The following is a 19,062-nucleotide window of genomic DNA, read 5'->3' as shown; positions in this document are numbered from 1 at the left end:
CCAATCTTGATAAAAAAGTCAATTACTACTCCTTGCTACGCGAGACTTTTTCGGCAAGGCTTGCCTCGACAAAGCCCTTAAAGAGTGGATGCACCGCAAACGGTTTACTTTTGAACTCAGGGTGAAACTGCCCCGCCAAGAACCATTTATGGCTAGGAAGCTCCATAATTTCCACCAAGTCCAACTCGGGGTTGATGCCAGAAAAGCGCATGCCTTTGGCCTCAAATTCGGTGCGATATGCATTATTAAATTCGTAGCGATGGCGATGTCTCTCGTAAATATCGCTCTCTTGATATAATTGATGTGCAAGACTATCTGGCGTAATCTGCGTGTGAAAACTGCCCAAACGCATCGTGCCACCCATATTATGCTGTTGCTTCTGCTCTTCCATGATGTCGATAATCGGATATGCTGTCTCTTCGTTAAATTCAGTAGAGTGTGCGTCGCTCCAGCCCAGTTGTGATCGGGCAAATTCGATAGCTAAACACTGCATACCCAAACAGATACCAAAGAGCGGAATATTATTTTCACGCGCAAAACCAATTGCCTTAATGATACCCTCCACCCCACGCTCGCCAAAGCCACCAGGAATTAAAATTCCGTGTCCGGCCCTGAGGATCTGCCAGCTTAACTCATCACCTGACTCGATATCTTCGGCATTAATCAAAAGTAACTGCACCTCCGCGCGCACCGCCAACCCAGCATGCTCAAGTGCCTCATAAACCGACTTATACGCATCCTGATGGCTAATATACTTGCCCACCACCGCAATGCTCACCAACTGACGATTCGTCTTACGGAATGCCTTAGCAATCTCCTGCCACTTCTGCATATCCCGAGGCGTATCAGTAGCCAAATGTAACGCCTTTAATACCGCCGTGTCGAAGCCCTCTTTGGCAAAAATTTCTGGCATCTGGTAGATAGAGTTAGGCGCATTATACGCCGAGATAACCGAAGCCTCCTCCACATCACAAAAGAGCGATATTTTCGCTCGAACCTCCATCGGCAAGGGCATATTACTGCGCACCACAATCACCTGCGGATGGATTCCGCTCTTCATCAGCTCCTTCACCGAGTGTTGCGTTGGCTTACTCTTCACCTCGTCGGCTGCCGAAAGGTGCGGAGCTAAGGTAAGGTGCACATAGGCAACATTCTCTACCCCTTGATCGCGCGTAAATTGACGAATCGCCTCCAAGTAAGGAACACTCTCAATGTCGCCAACCGTACCGCCAACCTCCACCACGTGGATATCGCTCTCATTCTCTTGTGCACATAAGCGAATACGATTTTTGATCTCATCGGTAATATGGGGGATGATCTGCACCGTCTTGCCCAAGTAATCGCCACGACGCTCGCGCTCCAACACCGACATATACACCTGACCAGTGGTCATCGAATTTTTACGACGCACCTGCCCCGTAGTAAAGCGCTCATAATTACCCAAATCCAAATCCGCTTCCGCGCCATCTTCGGTAACATACACCTCGCCATGCTCGTAAGGGCTCATCGTACCAGGATCCATGTTCAGATAGGGATCGATCTTCTGCAAAGAGACCCGATAACCTCGCGCCTCCAAGAGTGCGCCCAAGCTACTCACGGCGACTCCCTTTCCTAAACTGCTAGCTACGCCACCAGTAACAAAGACATATTTTCTATTGCTCATAAATTTTAGTCTCGCCCTCCATCGCCCATTATTTTATACGATAATGCATTTTTTGGCAAGAAGAGTAAGACTAAATATTGATGAAAATCTAATAAAATTTTACTTCTGCTCTAGAATCGATGGCTTTAGGAAAATCTTACGATTCAACTGTCTAAAGCCAAACTCATGGTAAAACGGTACGTCTAAGCGAGACCATAAAATTAAGTTGGTGCGCTTAAAGAGTTCCGAATTCGTCAACAGATCAAAAATCTGATGCGCAATTCCCTTGTGGCGATAGTCAGGTAACAAGATCACATCGCGCACGATGCTTACCGAGCCGTAGTCCGAAAGTACACGGGCAAAGGCCACTAGTTTATTACGATCGTACACCGAAAGGCAATAAGAGTGCCGTAACGACTCCTCTACTAAGTATTGGCTACGGTTATTGAGCATATTTCCCTGCAACAATAAGTCGTATACCCCCACCGGATCCACCTTTTCGTCGGTGTATAAAAAGCCATTTTTTTCTAATTCCATACATTTCTCCTTCCATTATCTAGCTCATCCCTACTAGATACCATTATAGCACCTCTTTGGGTTTTTTGCAAACGATTTTTTTATCAGCTCTACAAGTTGCGCAAAGAAGCCTCTACTTCGTCGATAAGATAACTAGGAACGCTCGCGCCAGCGGTCAGCCCGATGCGCTCATAATGTTGCAGTGCACCCAAGTCTAACATACTCGCCTGACTCACCAAGTAAGCGGCCACGCCTGCAACCTCTGCACTCTCCACCAAGCCCTTGGTGTTGGCGCTATTCTTGTCGCCCACCACGACAATGGCATCAACCTCTTTCGCCAGCTCCTTCACGGCTTTTTGGCGATCTTGCGTGGCAGGGCAGATCGATGGGCGAAATTCCTTCAATTGATAACGCTTGGCAAGTTCGGTTTTAATCTCGTTAAAGAGATCGGGGCGTAGGGTCGTCTGCGACAAGACAAAGATCTCCTGCGCATCAATATCCAAGGCGCTCGCCTCTGCCACCGATCCAATCACGCTCAACTTTTTTGGATCCGCAAAGCCACGCATCGCAATGATCTCGGCATGTTCGCTCTTCCCCACAATCACCACATGATAGCCCGCCTCGCGCGCTTTTTGCACATCTTTTTGATTCATCACCACCAAAGGACACGTCGCATCGATGAGTTGATAGCCCCGCTTCTCCAAGCTTGCACGCACTTGCGGATCTAAACCATGTGCCCGAATTAGTAAACGATCGCCTTCGCCCGTCTGGGCCAATGTCTCAAGATCGCTCATCCCCAACCCTAAGCCCGCCAAACGTTGATTCTCGATCTCATTATGGATCAACAAGCCCAACGATCGCAAGCTCTTATCCTGCCCAATATTCTCCTCGGCGATGCGCACTGCGCGCTCTACGCCCATACAATATCCCATGCTTTTGGCCCGTATAATTTTTGGCATATTTCTCTTTTTCTCCTCTAAGTCGCTTGTCATAGCCCCTCATTATGAGTATTATTAAGGCAATTCTACCCCTATTGTAGATCATTTTGTGTAAAGTGAGAAGCCCATGGACGTATCTATTCACCCTAACATCGGCGAGGTCTTCACGCCCAGCTATTGGGCGCAATTTGCCGCGCAAACCAGTGGCATCTATCAGGCTTGGCTCGATGGTGCTTCTGTCCTTGATCCCTTTATGGGCGAAGGCGCACTGCTCTTGGCGCTCATCGACCTTGCGATTAAAGATAATATCCCCGTCGCCGAGATCCCTATCCATCGCCTCTTTGGTTTCGATTGGCAAGTGATGCACATCAACACCTTTAAGCGATTCATAGAGGATCGGCAACTCACATTTATCGCTGAGAATTTTATGGTTACCGACACCTTCTTCTGCCACAAAGAGCTCACCATCGACATCCTCTTTACCAATCCCCCATGGATCACCTTCGGTAGCCTTAGCCCCGAGCGCCAAGCCCAACTCAAACCGCTCTTCATTCACTACGACTTGGTAAACACCAGCTCCTTTATCATGGGGGGCTCCCACGTCGATCTCTCGGCGCTGGCTCTCGCCGTAAGCCTCGATCGCTGGCCTCCACAAAAACGACAACTCTTAGCCTTTATTCCCCACTCACTGCTCACCTCGGCAGCCCACGCTCCGTGGCGCAACTTTATCCCCAGAAATTCCCCAATACTTCAGCCACAGTGGTACTATAATCTCTCCAACCTCAAGGTCTTTCCCATCTCTTGCGACTACGGCCTTCTCTACATGACCGAAAATCCACCCAGCCGACACTACTACAAAAAACCCGTTACCGCCAATCATTGGCGCGAACAACCTTGGCCTAATACCCAAATCACTCCCGAACCATTCCCCCTCAAGCCCCAACAGCGTCCCAGACAAGGCATTAACACATCAGGAGCTAATAGCTGTTTCATCTTTCAACACTACCAAGTGATCGATGACGAACATGTGCAAGTGAGTAACGTCCACCACGAGGTCATCCTCCCGAAAGCGCTCGTCCACCCGCTCTTAACCGCAAAAAATTTCAAAGAAGATCACTTTGAGCCCTATCGCTGGATCTTTCTGCCTTATCACCCCGAAGATGGACAGATCCTCTCGCAAAAAGAGCTAGAACATAACTACCCCAGCGCCTACACCTACCTTTTACGTGTGAAAGAACAACTAACCAGTAGAAAGGGAATTATGCTTAAAAGCTACATGAAACGTGCCGATTTTTATGTCCTATTAGGGGTTAATAGCTATACCTTCGCACCCTACAAGGTTGTCTGGCAGGCGATGGGCAGTTACATCATGCGACCGATCATCGTTACCCGGGACATTCACGCCAATCAAGCACTTCATGCCTACATTCCCGCCTACAGCCTAGAAGAAGCGCAAGCCATTCAAGCCTTCCTCGAGAGCTATCCTGTGCAAGATTACTTCCACGCCTTCGATGTGGCAGGCAGTAAGAGCTTTGCCCAACCCCACCGCCTGCTTGCCCTCTTCGATTTTACACAAAACTCTTAAAATGAATAATCATTAAACCAATTCAGCAAAACGAGTTAGGCGTTCAAATGCTTGATTCAATAAGCGTGATGCTTCTTCGCCTTCTCCCATCAGATTCATATCGTCCAAGAGCTCCAACACCTCTTGCGTATGACGCACAAAGAGCGTAAATTTGAGGATCGGTTTAAAGTAAAAGCGCCCTTTTTGATCTTGCATCAGCGCCAAGAAGCCCAATATTTGACCCCGTCGGCTAACCACAAGTTTACCGATATCTTGCGCCTGCTGGAGAAAGTGCACTAAAGCTTCACCCGCTTGAGGAGTGAAATTCGGATACTTATCGCACTGCTTACAGACCATCTTTTTAGGCGATTCCATGCTCGCTAAAGCAACCGCCAATGTAGGATTCAAGCCATTCATCTGCAGATTATCGCCTAGTAATAGCGTGGCTTTACTGCCCTTAGGCAAATGGATCACCACCTCAGGGGCATGCTTGCCACGGCTCTCCTGCCAGATGGCTTGCCCATCGAGATTGACCGTCGCCTTTTTCCCCTTAGCGCCCTTCTCTAAAGGATAGAAGAGTTTTCCCACGCTCACGCCTAACGGTTTATCTTTGGCGGAGTTAGCGCCTTTGGCTTTTTTATCAAACTTCGCACTCTCCCGACTAGACGAAGGTTTCTTGGCGTAGGCACCCAGCGACTGCCAAAGTTCAGGGCTAAGCTCCTCTATCCAGCTACGCTCAATCTTACCCACACTACGAGCATACATGCGTGTCGTCTTGACAATCTCCCCAGCCAAAATGTAGGGCGATGCCTTCTTAAACATGTACGATCCAGGGTGAATCATAATACGATCGGCGGTGAGGCTACGGTAGACATTTTGCCCCGTTTGCACACAGATAAATTGTACCAACCCAGCCATACAACAGCTCATATACTCTTTGTAGCTACCCCCTTGCCCAATCACCGCACCCATGGCGTGGAGAATCTCCTCTAACTGACGCTTCACATTACGGATCTCTTGCATGGTACGTAAATCCAAGTAATTTACCTGACAAAATTCCTCTGGATTATCCGTCGCCTCAAAGGCATTATAGAGCAATTGATAGCCCATAAAATCGCCCTGTTCATGCTGAAAGCGCCGTTGCGCCTCGCGCGCCTCTATCTCTTCGCCCAAGGGAAAGAGATAAGGATTATTACTACTCAAAAAAGCACACGCGGTAGCACACTCGCTTAACACTTGCGGATAGTGGAGCAACGCATGCACCAAAATACGCCCATGGCGTGGCAAGAGAGGAAGTTGTAAAAGCATCTGCCCCGTTGAGGTAATCTGATACGCCTCATCCACCGCGCCAAGCAAGGTGAGCGTCTCTAAGCCACTGGCAACGCCTGCTTTGGATGGCTTATCAATAAAGTCGAATTCCAAGAAATTCTTCACGCCCAGCCCCGCCATCCGTAAGACCACCTCGCTCAAATCAGTACGAAAGATCTCCTGCGTGCCGTAGTGGGGGCGATGCGCAAAGGCCTCTTTGCTATACAATCGATAACACGTACCGGCAGCGGTGCGTCCGGCGCGCCCTTTACGCTGATCGGCAGCAGCCTTACTGACTAAATCTTGCTCTAAACTATTGGTGTAGGTGCGCTGATTATAGATATTCTCCTTGTGCAACCCCGAATCAATCACCGTACGAATACCATCAATCGTGATGGAAGTCTCGGCTATGTTGGTCGCAATCACCACCTTGTGCTTACCAAAAGGGCTCTTGAGAAAGACGCGCTCCTGCTCCTCTTTGGCGAGCATGCCATAGAGAGGGAGCATCCAAAGCTTCTTGCTGATGGGCAATTGGGCTAGCGCCTGCATACAGATCTTAATGGCGCGCTCACCCGGTAAAAAGATGAGAATATCCCCTGCTTTGCGATCAGTGGTGATAACGGTCTCTACGCGCTGGACAATCTTAGCGATGAGCGCCTCTTCGGTGTCGTTTTCAGGCGGATCATAAATAACCGTTACCGGATAGGTCGGCGTATCCAACGAGACCACTGGTGCGCGATCGAAATACTCCGAAAAGGCGCGTACGTTGAGTGTTGCCGAAGAGATAATCACTTTGAGATCGCTACGTTTTTTCAAAATCTGTTTGATTAACCCGAGGATAAAGTCGATATTGAGGCTACGCTCATGCGCCTCATCTATCATCAAAATGGTATACTCGCTTAATAGGGGGTCGGTCTTGAGCTCTTGGAGTAACGTACCGTCGGTCATAATTTTGATGCGGGTGCGCTTAGAGGTGTGATCCTCAAATCGCATTTTATAACCGACAAATTCACCCAAGGTAACACCCACTTGCTTGGCGATAAAATCGCTAACACCTAACGTGGCAATACGCCTAGGCTGGGTTACCCCAATAACACCGAGGTCGCTATAGCCGGCCTCATGCAAAATAATGGGAAGTTGTGTCGTTTTGCCACTACCCGTGGGGCTCTCCACGATGACAACGGCATGTTCCTTGAGAATCGATAGAATTTCTTCTCGATGCTTATAGATTGGGAGTCGTTTTGGTTTCATATACCCCTATTCTACAAATTTTTTTGCAAAAAGTATAGATCCCACTAGGCGAATTTACGAATTTTATTTATAATGTATCGCATGAACCAGATCAAGTTGCTACCCGCTCATGAGGCACGCCGACTAGCTGCCGGTGAAGTGATCGAGCGCCCAGCCAGTGCCCTGCGCGAACTCATCGATAACGCTATCGACGCTAAAGCCAAACAGATCACCATCCATCTCAAACACGGGGGTATCGAAGAGATCACCATCATTGACGACGGGCTTGGCATCTTACCCGACGACCTTCCCCTCACCATTGTCAGCCATGCGACAAGTAAAATCCAGCGTGTCGAAGATCTCGATCGTCTTCAAACACTGGGCTTTCGTGGCGAGGCGCTGGCTAGCTTGGCAACCTGCGCTAAACTAGAGATCACCAGCAAGCATGCCCAAAGCGATGCTCATCAACTCCTTGCCCACGATGGTGTGGTCGAGAGCATTAAACCATCGGCCCATCCTGTAGGAACCACCATCCGCGTGCGAGAACTCTTTTACACCATTCCTGTCCGTAAACGCTTTCTCAAAAGTAGCACCGCCGAAGCCAGAGAGTCGACCCAAGTGGTCTACGAAAAGGCACTCGCCCATCCGCAGATCGGCTTTACGCTCTTTCTCGACGGAAAACAGAAGCTTCAGCTACCCAGCCAGAGCCTTGCCGCGCGCGCTGTGGGTCTCTATCCCCAACAACTTGGGCAAGATCCCCTCGTCAGCTTTCGCGAAGAGTCCACCGACGAAGGCTTTAGCCTCCAGATTATCAGTAGCCCGATTCATCTGCACCGCACCGATAAGCGCTATATCCACTTTTACGCCAATGGCCGACGCATCATGGAGTATGCCCCCGTGCAAGCCGTGCTCCACGCCTACGACAAGCTCTTACCGGGTGGACAATTTCCTTCTGGCTTTATCTTTGTACAGATTCGTCCTGATCTGGTCGATTTTAATATTCATCCTGCCAAGCGTGAGGCTAAATTCACCAACCTTCCGCTAATTCATCGCGCCATCACCCAATTACTCATCCAAAAACTCGCTACATTCCAGCCCACCATCCACGAGAGTTCGCTCTTTCGCCCCATCACTCCACCGATAGTCAACCCGCTCCCCGATCTCTCCCACCAAGAAGCGTGGTTGGCAACTCCACCCAAAGGCAAGGCACAGGGAAATGCCTCCCATCCTAAAAGTTATTCGCGCATCATTGCGGGGGATAACATTGCCGATTTTTTAGGACTCACTCCACAAGCCAATCCCGCACACTCACATGCTCCTCAAGCAGAAACACCACATGTCTCTCTCACCGCATCGAGCATTGAGCCACTGCTTGCCCAAAAGAGCACTCTTTCTGGCGGAATCACCCAGAGTTGGTATTACCTAGGGCAAGTATTTGGCGTTTTTCTCCTCGTAGAGAAAGGCGACAGTCTCTTTCTCCTCGACCAACACGCCGCCCACGAACGTATCCGTTTCGAAGAGATTCTCGCCCAGCCTCCAGTGGTGGAACGACTGCTCACGCCACTAAAAATAGAAGTTTCCCCCGACCAAATGCTCCTAATGAACCTTGCGAAAGAAGAACTTCAAGAGATGGGCATCGAGTTTCAAGGAGTCGATGAGGAGCATATCGAACTGCTCTCTTGCCCCAGTCTGGGGCAGAGCTTGAGCTTTTGGCAAGAGTATCTACTCAATCTCGAAAAAGGTATCAAAAAGACGCTCTACGCCACCATCGCCTGCCACAACGCCATCAAAGAAGGCGAATACCTCGACGACCAAGGTGCCATCGACCTCATTAAAGCCACCTTCGCCCTAGCCGAGCCCTTCTGCCCCCACGGACGCCCGTTGTGGATCGAGCTCACCCGCGAACAACTCTACAAATGGATCAAACGCATCGTCTAAAGTAACTCCTTTTTTGAAACTTTTTATTGACAAAATAAAGATAGTCTATTAAAATAAATATATATACGCAGAATACGAGGGATAAAAAATGGTTGCTAATTATTGTCAAAGCTGTGGTATTCCGATGGGCGAAGAAAAATCGTTCTATGGCACGCATCACGATGGATCGTCGGCAGAGGATTATTGCCATCACTGTTTTAAAGATGGTTCGTTTATCCATGATCTAACGCTAGACCAAATGATGCGTATCTCGCTCATCTATCTAAGCGAGGTTCATCCAGAGTTGAGCAAAGAAGAGGCTGAACAACGTCTACGCGAAAGCCTCCCCAAACTCAAACGCTGGCAGTAGGTGATATCAGGCTTCTCTCGCGCAAGCATATGCAGGGGAGAAGCCTCTTTTATTTAAGAAAAATCGCGCTTAAAGACGTACTTATCGATGGCTTTAGCAAGACCATCCTCGTCGATCGTATCGGTTACCGCGTTGGCATAACTCTTGACATCATCGGTAGCATTGCCCATCGCTACGCCCCAGCCCACGTACTCTAGCATCTGGGTGTCGTTACCACCATCGCCCAAGGCCATCACCTCGTTAATGCCGATACCGTATAGCTTAGCCACTGCCTCTACCGCCGTACCCTTATGTAGCCCGAGAGGCCAAATTTCGGCGTAATCCACCCCTTGAAAGACACTTAACGCGAGGGAGATGGGAATATCCTTAGTAAGCTCCTCGATGACAGCGTGGCTATAGGGGCCCACCACAAATTTGGTGATATAAGGAATCGCTAAGAGATCTTCCTTAACAATAGATTCACGGTAAGCGTGCGCATGCGCGTGCATGGTGTATGGTAGACAGTAGGAGAGATCGGCATCAAAGACGGCAAAGGGAATCTCCTTCGCGCTGAAACGTTCCACCAACAAACGATAGGCATCATGGGGGAGCCCGTGTAGGTTGATAAATTCACCGCTAGGAGCAAGCGTGGCAGCGCCATTGCACATCACGTGATAATCTTCTTCCATGCCTAATTCAACAATTAAATCTTTGAGCAGTCCATAACTACGCCCTGTGGCAATCGCGGTTTTGATGCCAGCTTCTTTCAATTTACGGATCGCATCTTTGGCGCTGTTACTAATATAAACGCCGTCGTCATTGTGGCTTAAAATTGTGCCATCCATATCCATGGCAACCATCTTAATCTCTCTCATCTATCCCTCCTCGGATACGTATTTTTATTCATCTTGTTCTTACTCTGGCGCGCTTGATTTAGGCACGGGGGTAGTGGCGACGATACGCTTGATAGGTTGACGTGATCAGGGTATCAAGGGTGCTGTGTTGGGGGTGCCAATGCAGAAGCTCTTGCGCTTTACTAGACGAAGCCACCAGTTGCGCAGGATCACCTGCACGACGCTCGCCATATTGCATGGGGATAGGTTTACCGTGTACCAAAACGGCTTGATCATAAATCTCTTTGACGCTCAAGCCCATGCCCGTGCCGAGATTCAGGGCAACGCTCTTATCCTCACGGTCAATATACTCTAATGCCTTGACGTGCGCCGTAGCAAGATCGCTGACATGAATATAGTCGCGGATACAGGTGCCATCTTGGGTGGGATAATCCTTACCAAAGATGGTCAACTCAGGGCGGATGCCAAACGCGCACTCCATGATTACGGGGATAAGATTCGCAGGATTCTTCTCCAAGCCAAGAATTGTTTCGCTAGGATCGTAGCCGGCAGCATTGAAGTAGCGCAACGTAGCATAACGCATCGAACGAAGACGATCGTACCACGCTAAAAATCGCTCAATCTCCAACTTGGTAAACCCATAGTAGCTAGTAGGAGCTTTGGGCGCATCCTCTTGGATAGGCGTACCGTCGCCCTCGCCAAAGATAGCGGCACTGCTGGAGAAGACCATGCGTGTAATACCAAGGGCGCTCATCGCATTGAGGACATTCAGCGTACCCATAATGTTATTGATACTGTACTTTTCTGGGTGCGTCATGCTCTCGCCCACGGCCTTAAAGGCAGCCAAGTGAATAACCGCATCGTAGCCGGTAAGCTCTTTAACGAGCGTAGGGTAGTCGAGGATGTCCGCCTCAACGTTATGCGCCTCATCAAAATAATTGATTGTTTGTCCTGTACTAAGATTATCATAAACCTTAACCGTATGTCCGGCCTGCAAAAGTGCCTGCACCACGTGCGATCCGATATATCCTGCCCCACCAATGACGACAACTTTCATTCTGTTACCTCCTTGTCATGCCCTATGTCTGTAAATTATCTCGCAGTAAAATAAGAACTTTACACAAAGTATAGCATAAAATTGACTTTTGTGATATACTCGCAACTTAGATATGGAAGTTTTTATTCTAGGCTGTGGCGGCATGATGCCGTTACCCAATCGCCACTTAACCTCAATGCTGGTGCGACGTGATGGGGATCTGCTCTTATTTGATTGCGGAGAAGCGACCCAAATCTCGCTAAAGAAGCTCAATTTACGCTGGAAAAAGATCAAAGCGATCTTTATTAGCCACACCCACGCCGATCATATTACCGGATTGCCTGGCATGTTGATGTTATCGAGTCAGGTGCATCGTGACGAACCGCTTTATATTATTGGGCCACCCAAAGTAAAGGCCTATGTGGAGGCGCAACTCGATACACTAGATATGTATATCAATTATCAGATTGTGATTATCGAGATTGACCCCTATCAACGCGAAGTCGTTTTTGAGGACGAAGCGTATGTGGTGCGCAATTTTCCGCTCTATCATCGACGCGTCTGTGTGGGGTACAGCATCGAAGAGAAGCCTCGTGCTGGCGTTTTTCACCCCGACCGCGCACGCGCTTTGGGTATCCCCGAAGGACCACTATGGGGCAAGCTTCAACGTGGGCAGAGCGTAGAAAATCAAGCTGGAGAGACTATTAAACCTAGCCAAGTTATTGGTGCACCCCGATCGGGGCGCAAGATCTCGTTTGTTACCGACACCCTCTATAACCCAAGCATCGCCAAAGATGTATTCGGTAGCGATCTGCTCATTTGCGAAGGGATGTTCACCCAAGAGCTTCTTGCCAGCGCCCAAGAAAAACATCACCTGATTGCCAAACAAAGCGGACAGATCGCCAAAGATGCGCAGGTCAAACAGATGGGTCTCATCCACTACAGCCCGCGCTACATGGACTGGGAATTACCCAAACTCCTCCAAGAAGCCCAAAGCATCTTCCCCAATACCTTCCTCTCCCGCGACCGCATGCACCTCCACATCCCCCATCAAGAAGACGAAACATCACCTAATTGCCAACCATAAAGATCTTTTTTACTTTTTAAAATGGGGTCAATATCTTCAAATCAACCATATTTACCCCAAATTAGCCACTTTTTTAAAGTTATTGACCCACAAAATCGATATTAGCAGTATAATTAATCTTAGAAGGACTAGATCAAAAGGTGCTAAAAATGCTAGAATAAAGATCGATAGTGGTAAAGACCTAGCATACAGCAACTATCACAGAGTATGTTGAATAGAAAATCTATATAGCCACAACTGTTTAAGTGAGGGATATTAGGGATGAGTGATTACTTTGACACGGACAATGATGACTTATTAAAAGTCTTCTACATAGAAGCCGAACAACAAGTAGAAAAATTAGAACAGAATGTCTTAGCCATGGAGGACGATCCCTCGGATAAAGATGCCATAGATGAGATCTTTCGCGCTGCCCACACCGTAAAAGGTGGTGCTGCCACCGTACAGATGACCGAACTCGCCGAATTTACCCACGCAGTTGAAGATCTACTAGACGAAATTCGTGCCGATAAAATTGTCGCCAATAGTGAAATTGTCGATGCCATCTTGCGTAGCGTCGATGTTATCAAGGCCATGCTCGAAGAGCGCAAGGCTGGTAGCATCTACCAAGAAGATGTCTCCGAACTCAAAGAGAGTCTGCGTCGACTAGCCCAAAAAGATGCCCCCAAGACCAAACCCAAAGCTTCCCCCACGCCCGTGGCATCGTCTGCGCCTTCTTCTCAAGAAGCCGTCGCCCAGAGTGGTCCCTCTGCATCTGTCACCGAGCATGACTTTGTTGAGCTACGCGAAATGCTTCGCACCACCACCAACGGCGAAAAAGTTTACCGCGTACGTGTCGAATTCGATGAAGAAAATCCCATGAATTCCGTTGGTGGTATCCAAATTTTCGCCCTTTTGAAAAAATTCGGCCAAATTTTACGCACCTTCCCCGACTTTGACAGCCTCTATGAGGATCAATTCTTCCCCTTCGTTGACTACTATATTCTCTCCAGTATGAATGAGGAAGAGATTGCCAAGAAATCAATGATGTCTGACGTAACCCTAAGCATTGATGTGCATAATATCGACAACCTTCCCTTCTCCGGCACCCCAGAATCCGTCCCACAAGAAGTTGCCCATGAAGAAGAACCCAGTAGCAGCAATGTTCCCGCCACCACTGCCCCCAACAATAACGCACCAGCCAAACGCACAGCCCCCAAAAAGTCCGTTGAACAGGCGCAGATTATCCGTGTTGACAGTAAGCGTATCGATGTTTTACTCAACCTTGTCTCCGAAATTGTCATCACCAAGGGTACGTTCAACCAGATATCTGGGCAATTTAACTCCACCCTCAATAACTTCTATGCCTATCGTAACTACCTTAACGCCATGTCTAAATCCTTCTTGGAGATCTTTTCGGAGCAACTCGACCACGTACAAAATGGCACGCTCTCTTTGAGTGATCTGAAAAAATTTGTTACCTCACCCAATAATATGAATGAACTTCAAGGGCAGTTTGATAGTGTCGAGAGTGAATTTAAATCAACAATGACAAAATTCCGCTCTATCACCACCGACCTTGCGCGAACCACCGGCGAGTTGCACAATGCTGTGCTCAAAATCCGCATGGTTCCCGTCGATCAAGTCTTCCAGCGCTTCCCCCGATTGGTGCGCGACTTAGCAAAAAATCTTCATAAAAATGTACGCCTTGAAATCATCGGTGGTGAGACGGAGATGGACAAAATTGTTACCGAAGAGCTCTTCGATCCACTGATGCACTGTGTGCGCAATAGCATGGATCATGGTCTTGAAACCCCCGAAAAACGCCTTGCTTCCGGCAAGAGTGAGCAGGGATCACTATCCCTTAAAGCAAGTAATCAGGGAAATATGGTTGTTATTGAGATCACTGATGATGGCGCGGGTATTGATGTCGAGGCGGTAAAGGCCAAAGCCATTGAGCGTGGTATCCTTAGCGCAGGCAAGGTGATTTCTGATCAAGAAGCCTTTCACCTTATTATGGAACCTGGCTTCTCCACCGCCAAGCAAATTACCGATATCTCAGGACGTGGTGTCGGGCTCGATGTGGTGAGAAAATCTATCGAAAAACTCAACGGTGAGATCACCATCTGGAGCGAATACGGTAAAGGGTCTACCTTCACCATTAAACTCCCGCTCACCTTGGCGATTATTCAAGGTCTTATGGTGCGTGTTGCTGACAGCATTTATGTTATCCCCATCACCTCCGTTTTGGAGAGCTTCCGTATCAAGCCAGAGGTTATTATGCATCTCGATGGCTATGAGGTCTTTAATGTTCGCGAAGATGTTGTCTCCATCTTGCGCCTAAGTAAACTCTTCCAGCTCCCCAGCGAAGAAAAGAGTGCCGACTACAACTTTATCGTTGTGGTGGGTACCGAAGAGAAGAAGATCGGTCTTATGGTCGATGCACTTATTGGTGAGGAAGATGTCGTGATTAAACCCCTACGCGATCAATATACTAGTACCCCAGGGGTTGCAGGGGCAACCATCTTAGGCGACGGTTCCGTAAGCCTTATTGTCGATGTAGGGCAACTTTTAGCTTTGGGTCTCAACCAAGAGATCAAAGAGCGCGAAGTCAGCAACAACCCCGATATCGTTCTAGAGGAGAATGAGAAATGGTAGAAACAGACCAAGAACATATGCATAAAAGCACCATGGCAATGGTGGATTACAAAGCCGTTACCTTTACACTTGCTGGAAAAGATTATGGTGTCGATATCATGAGCGTACGTGAAATTTCAAGAGGAGGGAGATTTACCTACGTCCCTAATACCCCTCACTTTGTACGCGGTGTCTACAACCTGCGCGGAGAGATTATTCCGATTGTCGATTTACGCCAATTCTTTGGTCTGCCAGTCCATAAGGATGAAAAAGTCGAAGGCATTCTCATCTGTCGCGTAAAAAACACCACCCTAGGGCTCGTTGTAGACTCTATTGAAAAAGTCGTCGGAATCGATCGTCGGGATATCCAGCCAGCTCACCCCATGTTCGCCGAAATCAATATCCAGTACATTGAAGGCATCATCGATCGTGAGGATCGCCTCTACGTATTGCTCAACATCCATCAAATTTTCGGCATTGCCAAGGATCTTATGGATGATGAACTTGCTAAAGAGGAAGCGCATGAAGAAGAGGTCGCCGCTGTCCCAGCTCCTGCACAACCTGAGCCTACGGCAAGTACCCCGACTCCATCCACTCCAGCTACGCCAACCTCACAACCAACAAGTCAATCTTTCGTGAAAACCCCAGAGGTTATCGAACCCTTTGTTGCGGTGGAGCAAGAGATACCTGCTAGCGTACAGGTTGAACCAGATGCACAAACGCAAGCACTCTTAGATATGCTTAATAATATGCCTGAGCCCAACGCCGACATTCTCATTCAGCCTGATATTGAGGATCTCCTCTCGGATGGGAAACATCATACTCGAAGGGTTACCTTTAAGGGAGATGAGAGAGGATGGGAGCAATTAGTTGCCGACCTCGCAGATCTTATCTCTTTCCGCGTTACCCATATCAATGAAAACTGGATCGCACAGCGCGCCAATGAATACCTAGATAAGGGCAAATCTCTGGAACTAAATGAAGAGGACGATGCGTTGCGTTTCCTTAAGGGTTTCTTCTCGGCAAAGACAGGGCAATTGTGGTCTAAAGAGATGATGGACGAACTTAATGATCATCTTAGTCCGCAAGAAAAAGGCATTTATCACATTTGGAATCCAGGTTGTGCTACTGGACATGAATCTTATTCTGTATTAGGCACAGTATTAGTGAACGGAGTGAGTAATACACCTAAGGTTTATGCCCAGGACATTGATCTTATTCTCGCATCCCAAGCCCCTCACCTTACCTTCGAAAGCCACGAGCTTCCTGAAAATTTCGATATGCTCATGACGGAAAGCACGCAAGGACTTCAATTTAAAAATGAGTACAAAAATTTCATCATCTTTGAATATGCCGACGTCGTCAATGTGCAAAACTTTCCAGGCATCAATCTTATTGTAGCCCGCGACATCCTCTCTTATCTAACAGAAGATGAAATACAGAATTTCTTGGAGGTTGCCAATAACGGCGCGGAAATAGGAACAGTTATGGTTCTAGGCGACCACGAAGAGTTGCATGACCAGAAGTGGAAGCCTGTGGACAGTCAATATTTATCTATTTACAAAAAAATAGAGTAATGAAAATTTTATATAAAGAAGAGGCTTAGTATGCGGGTAGATTACATAAACCCTTTTGTTGAATCAGCATTTTCTGTCATTAGAGAGGTTCTCAACTGCGATGTGAAGCGAGGATCTATCTATCTTAAAAATAACACTCAATCCATTATGGGCGTAGCGACAATTGTTGGTCTTGCAGGCGCAGTTGAGGGGCGTATCCTCATTGATATGGACAAGGACACCTCCCTAAAAGTGGTCTCGGCGATGAATTTTGAGGAGATTACCGAGCTTGATGATCTCTCGAAATCGACATTGAGCGAGCTTGCGAATATGGTTACTGGGCATGCCGTTACGCGTCTTCATGAGTTAGGGTTTCGCTTCGATTTGACCCCACCTGCGGTCATCATTGGCGACAACCTCAAAATTCATGACGTCGGTGTCGAGGCAATTGTCGTACCGATGATGACCACAATGGGTAAGATTGAAATTAATGTTGCGATAAAGGAGAGAAGATAATGAAAGGTGCATCAGATATTCCAGGAATTGCTACCAAAGCGCCCGAGGGTGTACGTGCCGATGGGACTCCGTTTCGAGTTATGGTGGTGGATGACTCCATCTTTATAGCCAAGCAGATTGGACAAATCCTTACCAGTGAAGGGTTTGAGGTTATTACTACCGCTGGTGATGGGGAAGAGGCGGTAAAGAAATACCAAGAGCTACAATCTAAAATTGATCTCGTTACTATGGACATTACCATGCCAAAAATGGACGGAGTTACTGCCCTTGAGAAGATCATGGAATTTGATCCCAATGCGAAAATCGTCATGATTTCTGCCTTGGGTCGCCAAGATTTAGTCAAAAAATCGCTCCTTTTGGGTGCGAAAAACTATATCGTTAAGCCACTAGATCGTAAAAAAGTTTTAGAGCGCGTGGTCAGTGTTGTTAAGGTTGAAGGCTAATTGGATAGTTTCACCCCCCAAGCAAAACACGTAGGATTCATTGCTCTTATTGGTCGTCCTAGTACCGGTAAGAGTACCTTTATTAATCGTGTGGTGGGTCATAACCTCGCTATCGTTGCTGCGCTACCGCAAAGTACCAGACAACGGGTGCGAGGCATCCTTAACACCACCGATGCGCAACTTATCTTCACCGACACCCCCGGTATTCACAGTAGCGAAAAACGCTTTAATCGCCACTTACTCAATCAAGCCAAACTGGGCATGGAAGAGGCCGATGTAATTCTCTATCTCGTGGACGTTACCCGTAAAATTGCCGAGGAGGAGATGGCAATCGCCACACTTCTCAAAAGCGTTTCGCAACCCGTGGTTATTGCGCTAAACAAAACCGATAAAGCCAAAAACTTTACCGTAGACTATATGCTGTTTTTTAACAAACTCTTTCCTAACAAAGAGATATTCAAAATATCTGCAAAAGAAAACATGGGCATCCATCCCCTACTACATCACTTAACTTCACTTCTTCCCGTAGGGCCTATGCTCTATCCTGAAGATATTTACACGGATCAAGAACCCTCCTTGCGCATCGCTGAAATTTTGCGTAAACATGCGATTCTTTCCCTCAAAGAAGAAATTCCTCATGCGCTCTATGTTAAAATAGAGGATCTCCAGATGAAAGGCGCGCGGCTCTGGGTACGGGTGGCGCTGGTAGTAGAACGTGAAAGCCAAAAGCCGATCCTCATTGGTAAGGGTGCGTCAAATCTACGTAAAATTCGTATTGCTTCTCTCAAAGAGTTATCGACGGTTTTTCCTTATAAAATCGATCTTGATATCCAAATAAAGGTTGATAAAGATTGGCGTAGCAATGAACATCGCCTTAGTCAAATCTTAACCCCTTAGGAATTTTCGTGTCAGGAAAAGTCATTCTTTACGTAGCAATGAGTTTAGATGGATATCTCGCTAAAAAAAATCACGCGATGGACTGGTTGCTTGGAGAAAGTGCGCGTGAAGATATCGACAATGGATATGCGCAATTTTACGATACCATAGGTACACTCCTCATGGGAGCCACTACGTATCGTGAAATCATCGAGCATCTCTCGCCCGATGCCTGGCCTTATCCAGATAAACCCAGCTATGTCTTTACCTCTAAAGCATATCCAGCACAACCTGATGTGCACTTCATACGAAACAGTCCTAGTCAAATCCTTCATGAAATTCGTAAAACTTCTCAACAAGATATTTGGTTGGTTGGCGGAGCGCGATTGATTCATACCTTTATGTCAAAAAATCTCATCGATAAGTATATCATCTCGATCATCCCTACCCTCTTGGGTGAGGGCATTCTGCTCTTTGCCCAACGCGAAGAAGCGGAGATCAAACTCTCCCTTATCGAACAACGAAGCGTTGATGGCATTGTCGAACTACATTATATTCCGCGTAAAAAGCCAGAATAATCATGCTTGAACTTATCGTGAATATAATATAAAAAA

At 47.6% G+C, this 19,062-nt stretch carries 16 protein-coding genes; 10 read left to right on the top strand and 6 right to left on the bottom strand.

The features are described from left to right. Window positions 1-25: 25 nt before the first annotated feature. From PVA46_RS01280 to ispH, 3 genes are all read right to left on the bottom strand, one after another. On the bottom strand, window positions 26-1,663 hold the full coding sequence (locus tag PVA46_RS01280) for a CTP synthase (protein WP_167694971.1): 1,638 nt from the start codon (window positions 1,661-1,663) through the stop codon (window positions 26-28). 99 nt (window positions 1,664-1,762) lie between these two features. Next, complete coding sequence (locus tag PVA46_RS01275; protein ID WP_167694970.1) at window positions 1,763-2,179, bottom strand: GNAT family N-acetyltransferase; 417 nt, start codon at window positions 2,177-2,179, stop codon at window positions 1,763-1,765. A gap of 89 nt (window positions 2,180-2,268) precedes the next feature. Beyond that, window positions 2,269-3,117, bottom strand: coding sequence for a 4-hydroxy-3-methylbut-2-enyl diphosphate reductase (gene ispH / locus PVA46_RS01270; RefSeq protein WP_167694969.1), 849 nt, complete (start codon window positions 3,115-3,117; stop codon window positions 2,269-2,271). 106 nt (window positions 3,118-3,223) lie between these two features. Here ispH and PVA46_RS01265 point away from each other — a divergent pair, with 106 nt between their 5' ends. Next, the gene (locus PVA46_RS01265; RefSeq protein ID WP_167694968.1) at window positions 3,224-4,681 is read left to right on the top strand and encodes a hypothetical protein; all 1,458 of its coding nucleotides are present in this window, start codon (window positions 3,224-3,226) and stop codon (window positions 4,679-4,681) included. A 12-nt stretch (window positions 4,682-4,693) separates the two neighbouring features. Here the strand turns inward: PVA46_RS01265 and PVA46_RS01260 are convergent, their stop codons facing one another. Beyond that, entirely contained in the window at window positions 4,694-7,219 is a 2,526-nt protein-coding gene (locus tag PVA46_RS01260; protein WP_167694967.1) for a helicase-related protein, read from the bottom strand. Window positions 7,220-7,300: 81 nt separating this feature from the next. Here PVA46_RS01260 and mutL point away from each other — a divergent pair, with 81 nt between their 5' ends. Together mutL and PVA46_RS01250 are read left to right on the top strand one after the other, a co-directional pair. Then, the gene (gene mutL / locus PVA46_RS01255; protein ID WP_167694966.1) at window positions 7,301-9,136 is read left to right on the top strand and encodes a DNA mismatch repair endonuclease MutL; all 1,836 of its coding nucleotides are present in this window, start codon (window positions 7,301-7,303) and stop codon (window positions 9,134-9,136) included. Window positions 9,137-9,224: 88 nt separating this feature from the next. Further along, window positions 9,225-9,485 (top strand): zinc ribbon domain-containing protein, encoded by a 261-nt coding sequence (locus PVA46_RS01250; protein WP_167694965.1) that lies wholly within the window; start codon window positions 9,225-9,227, stop codon window positions 9,483-9,485. A 53-nt stretch (window positions 9,486-9,538) separates the two neighbouring features. Here PVA46_RS01250 and PVA46_RS01245 read toward each other — a convergent pair whose 3' ends face one another. Both PVA46_RS01245 and galE read right to left on the bottom strand, forming a co-directional pair. Next, on the bottom strand, window positions 9,539-10,339 hold the full coding sequence (locus tag PVA46_RS01245; protein ID WP_167694964.1) for an HAD family hydrolase: 801 nt from the start codon (window positions 10,337-10,339) through the stop codon (window positions 9,539-9,541). Between the two features lie 58 nt (window positions 10,340-10,397). Beyond that, window positions 10,398-11,375, bottom strand: a complete 978-nt coding sequence (gene galE, locus PVA46_RS01240) for a UDP-glucose 4-epimerase GalE (protein ID WP_167694963.1) — start codon at window positions 11,373-11,375, stop codon at window positions 10,398-10,400. 112 nt (window positions 11,376-11,487) lie between these two features. Here galE and PVA46_RS01235 point away from each other — a divergent pair, with 112 nt between their 5' ends. From PVA46_RS01235 to PVA46_RS01205, 7 genes are all read left to right on the top strand, one after another. Beyond that, window positions 11,488-12,441, top strand: a complete 954-nt coding sequence (locus PVA46_RS01235; RefSeq protein WP_167694962.1) for a ribonuclease Z — start codon at window positions 11,488-11,490, stop codon at window positions 12,439-12,441. Between the two features lie 261 nt (window positions 12,442-12,702). After that, window positions 12,703-15,078, top strand: coding sequence for a chemotaxis protein CheA (locus tag PVA46_RS01230; RefSeq protein ID WP_167694961.1), 2,376 nt, complete (start codon window positions 12,703-12,705; stop codon window positions 15,076-15,078). After that, window positions 15,072-16,634: a chemotaxis protein CheW gene (locus tag PVA46_RS01225; protein ID WP_167694960.1), complete on the top strand. Its 1,563-nt coding sequence runs from the start codon at window positions 15,072-15,074 to the stop codon at window positions 16,632-16,634. Before PVA46_RS01230 ends, PVA46_RS01225 begins: the two co-directional genes overlap by 7 nt. A 30-nt stretch (window positions 16,635-16,664) precedes the next feature. Continuing rightward, window positions 16,665-17,129, top strand: coding sequence for a chemotaxis protein CheX (locus PVA46_RS01220; RefSeq protein WP_167694959.1), 465 nt, complete (start codon window positions 16,665-16,667; stop codon window positions 17,127-17,129). Then, window positions 17,129-17,572, top strand: coding sequence for a response regulator (locus PVA46_RS01215; RefSeq protein ID WP_167694958.1), 444 nt, complete (start codon window positions 17,129-17,131; stop codon window positions 17,570-17,572). Before PVA46_RS01220 ends, PVA46_RS01215 begins: the two co-directional genes overlap by 1 nt. Further along, on the top strand, window positions 17,573-18,469 hold the full coding sequence (era, locus tag PVA46_RS01210) for a GTPase Era (protein ID WP_167694957.1): 897 nt from the start codon (window positions 17,573-17,575) through the stop codon (window positions 18,467-18,469). A gap of 8 nt (window positions 18,470-18,477) precedes the next feature. After that, window positions 18,478-19,026, top strand: a complete 549-nt coding sequence (locus tag PVA46_RS01205) for a dihydrofolate reductase family protein (protein ID WP_167694956.1) — start codon at window positions 18,478-18,480, stop codon at window positions 19,024-19,026. Window positions 19,027-19,062 lie beyond the last annotated feature (36 nt).

The sequence above is a fragment of the Entomospira culicis genome (assembly GCF_028748145.1).
Lineage (GTDB): Bacteria > Spirochaetota > Spirochaetia > WRBN01 > WRBN01 > Entomospira > Entomospira culicis.
The sequence above is the reverse complement of the archived record's forward strand: the minus strand, read 5'-3'. Positions and strand labels throughout refer to the sequence as shown.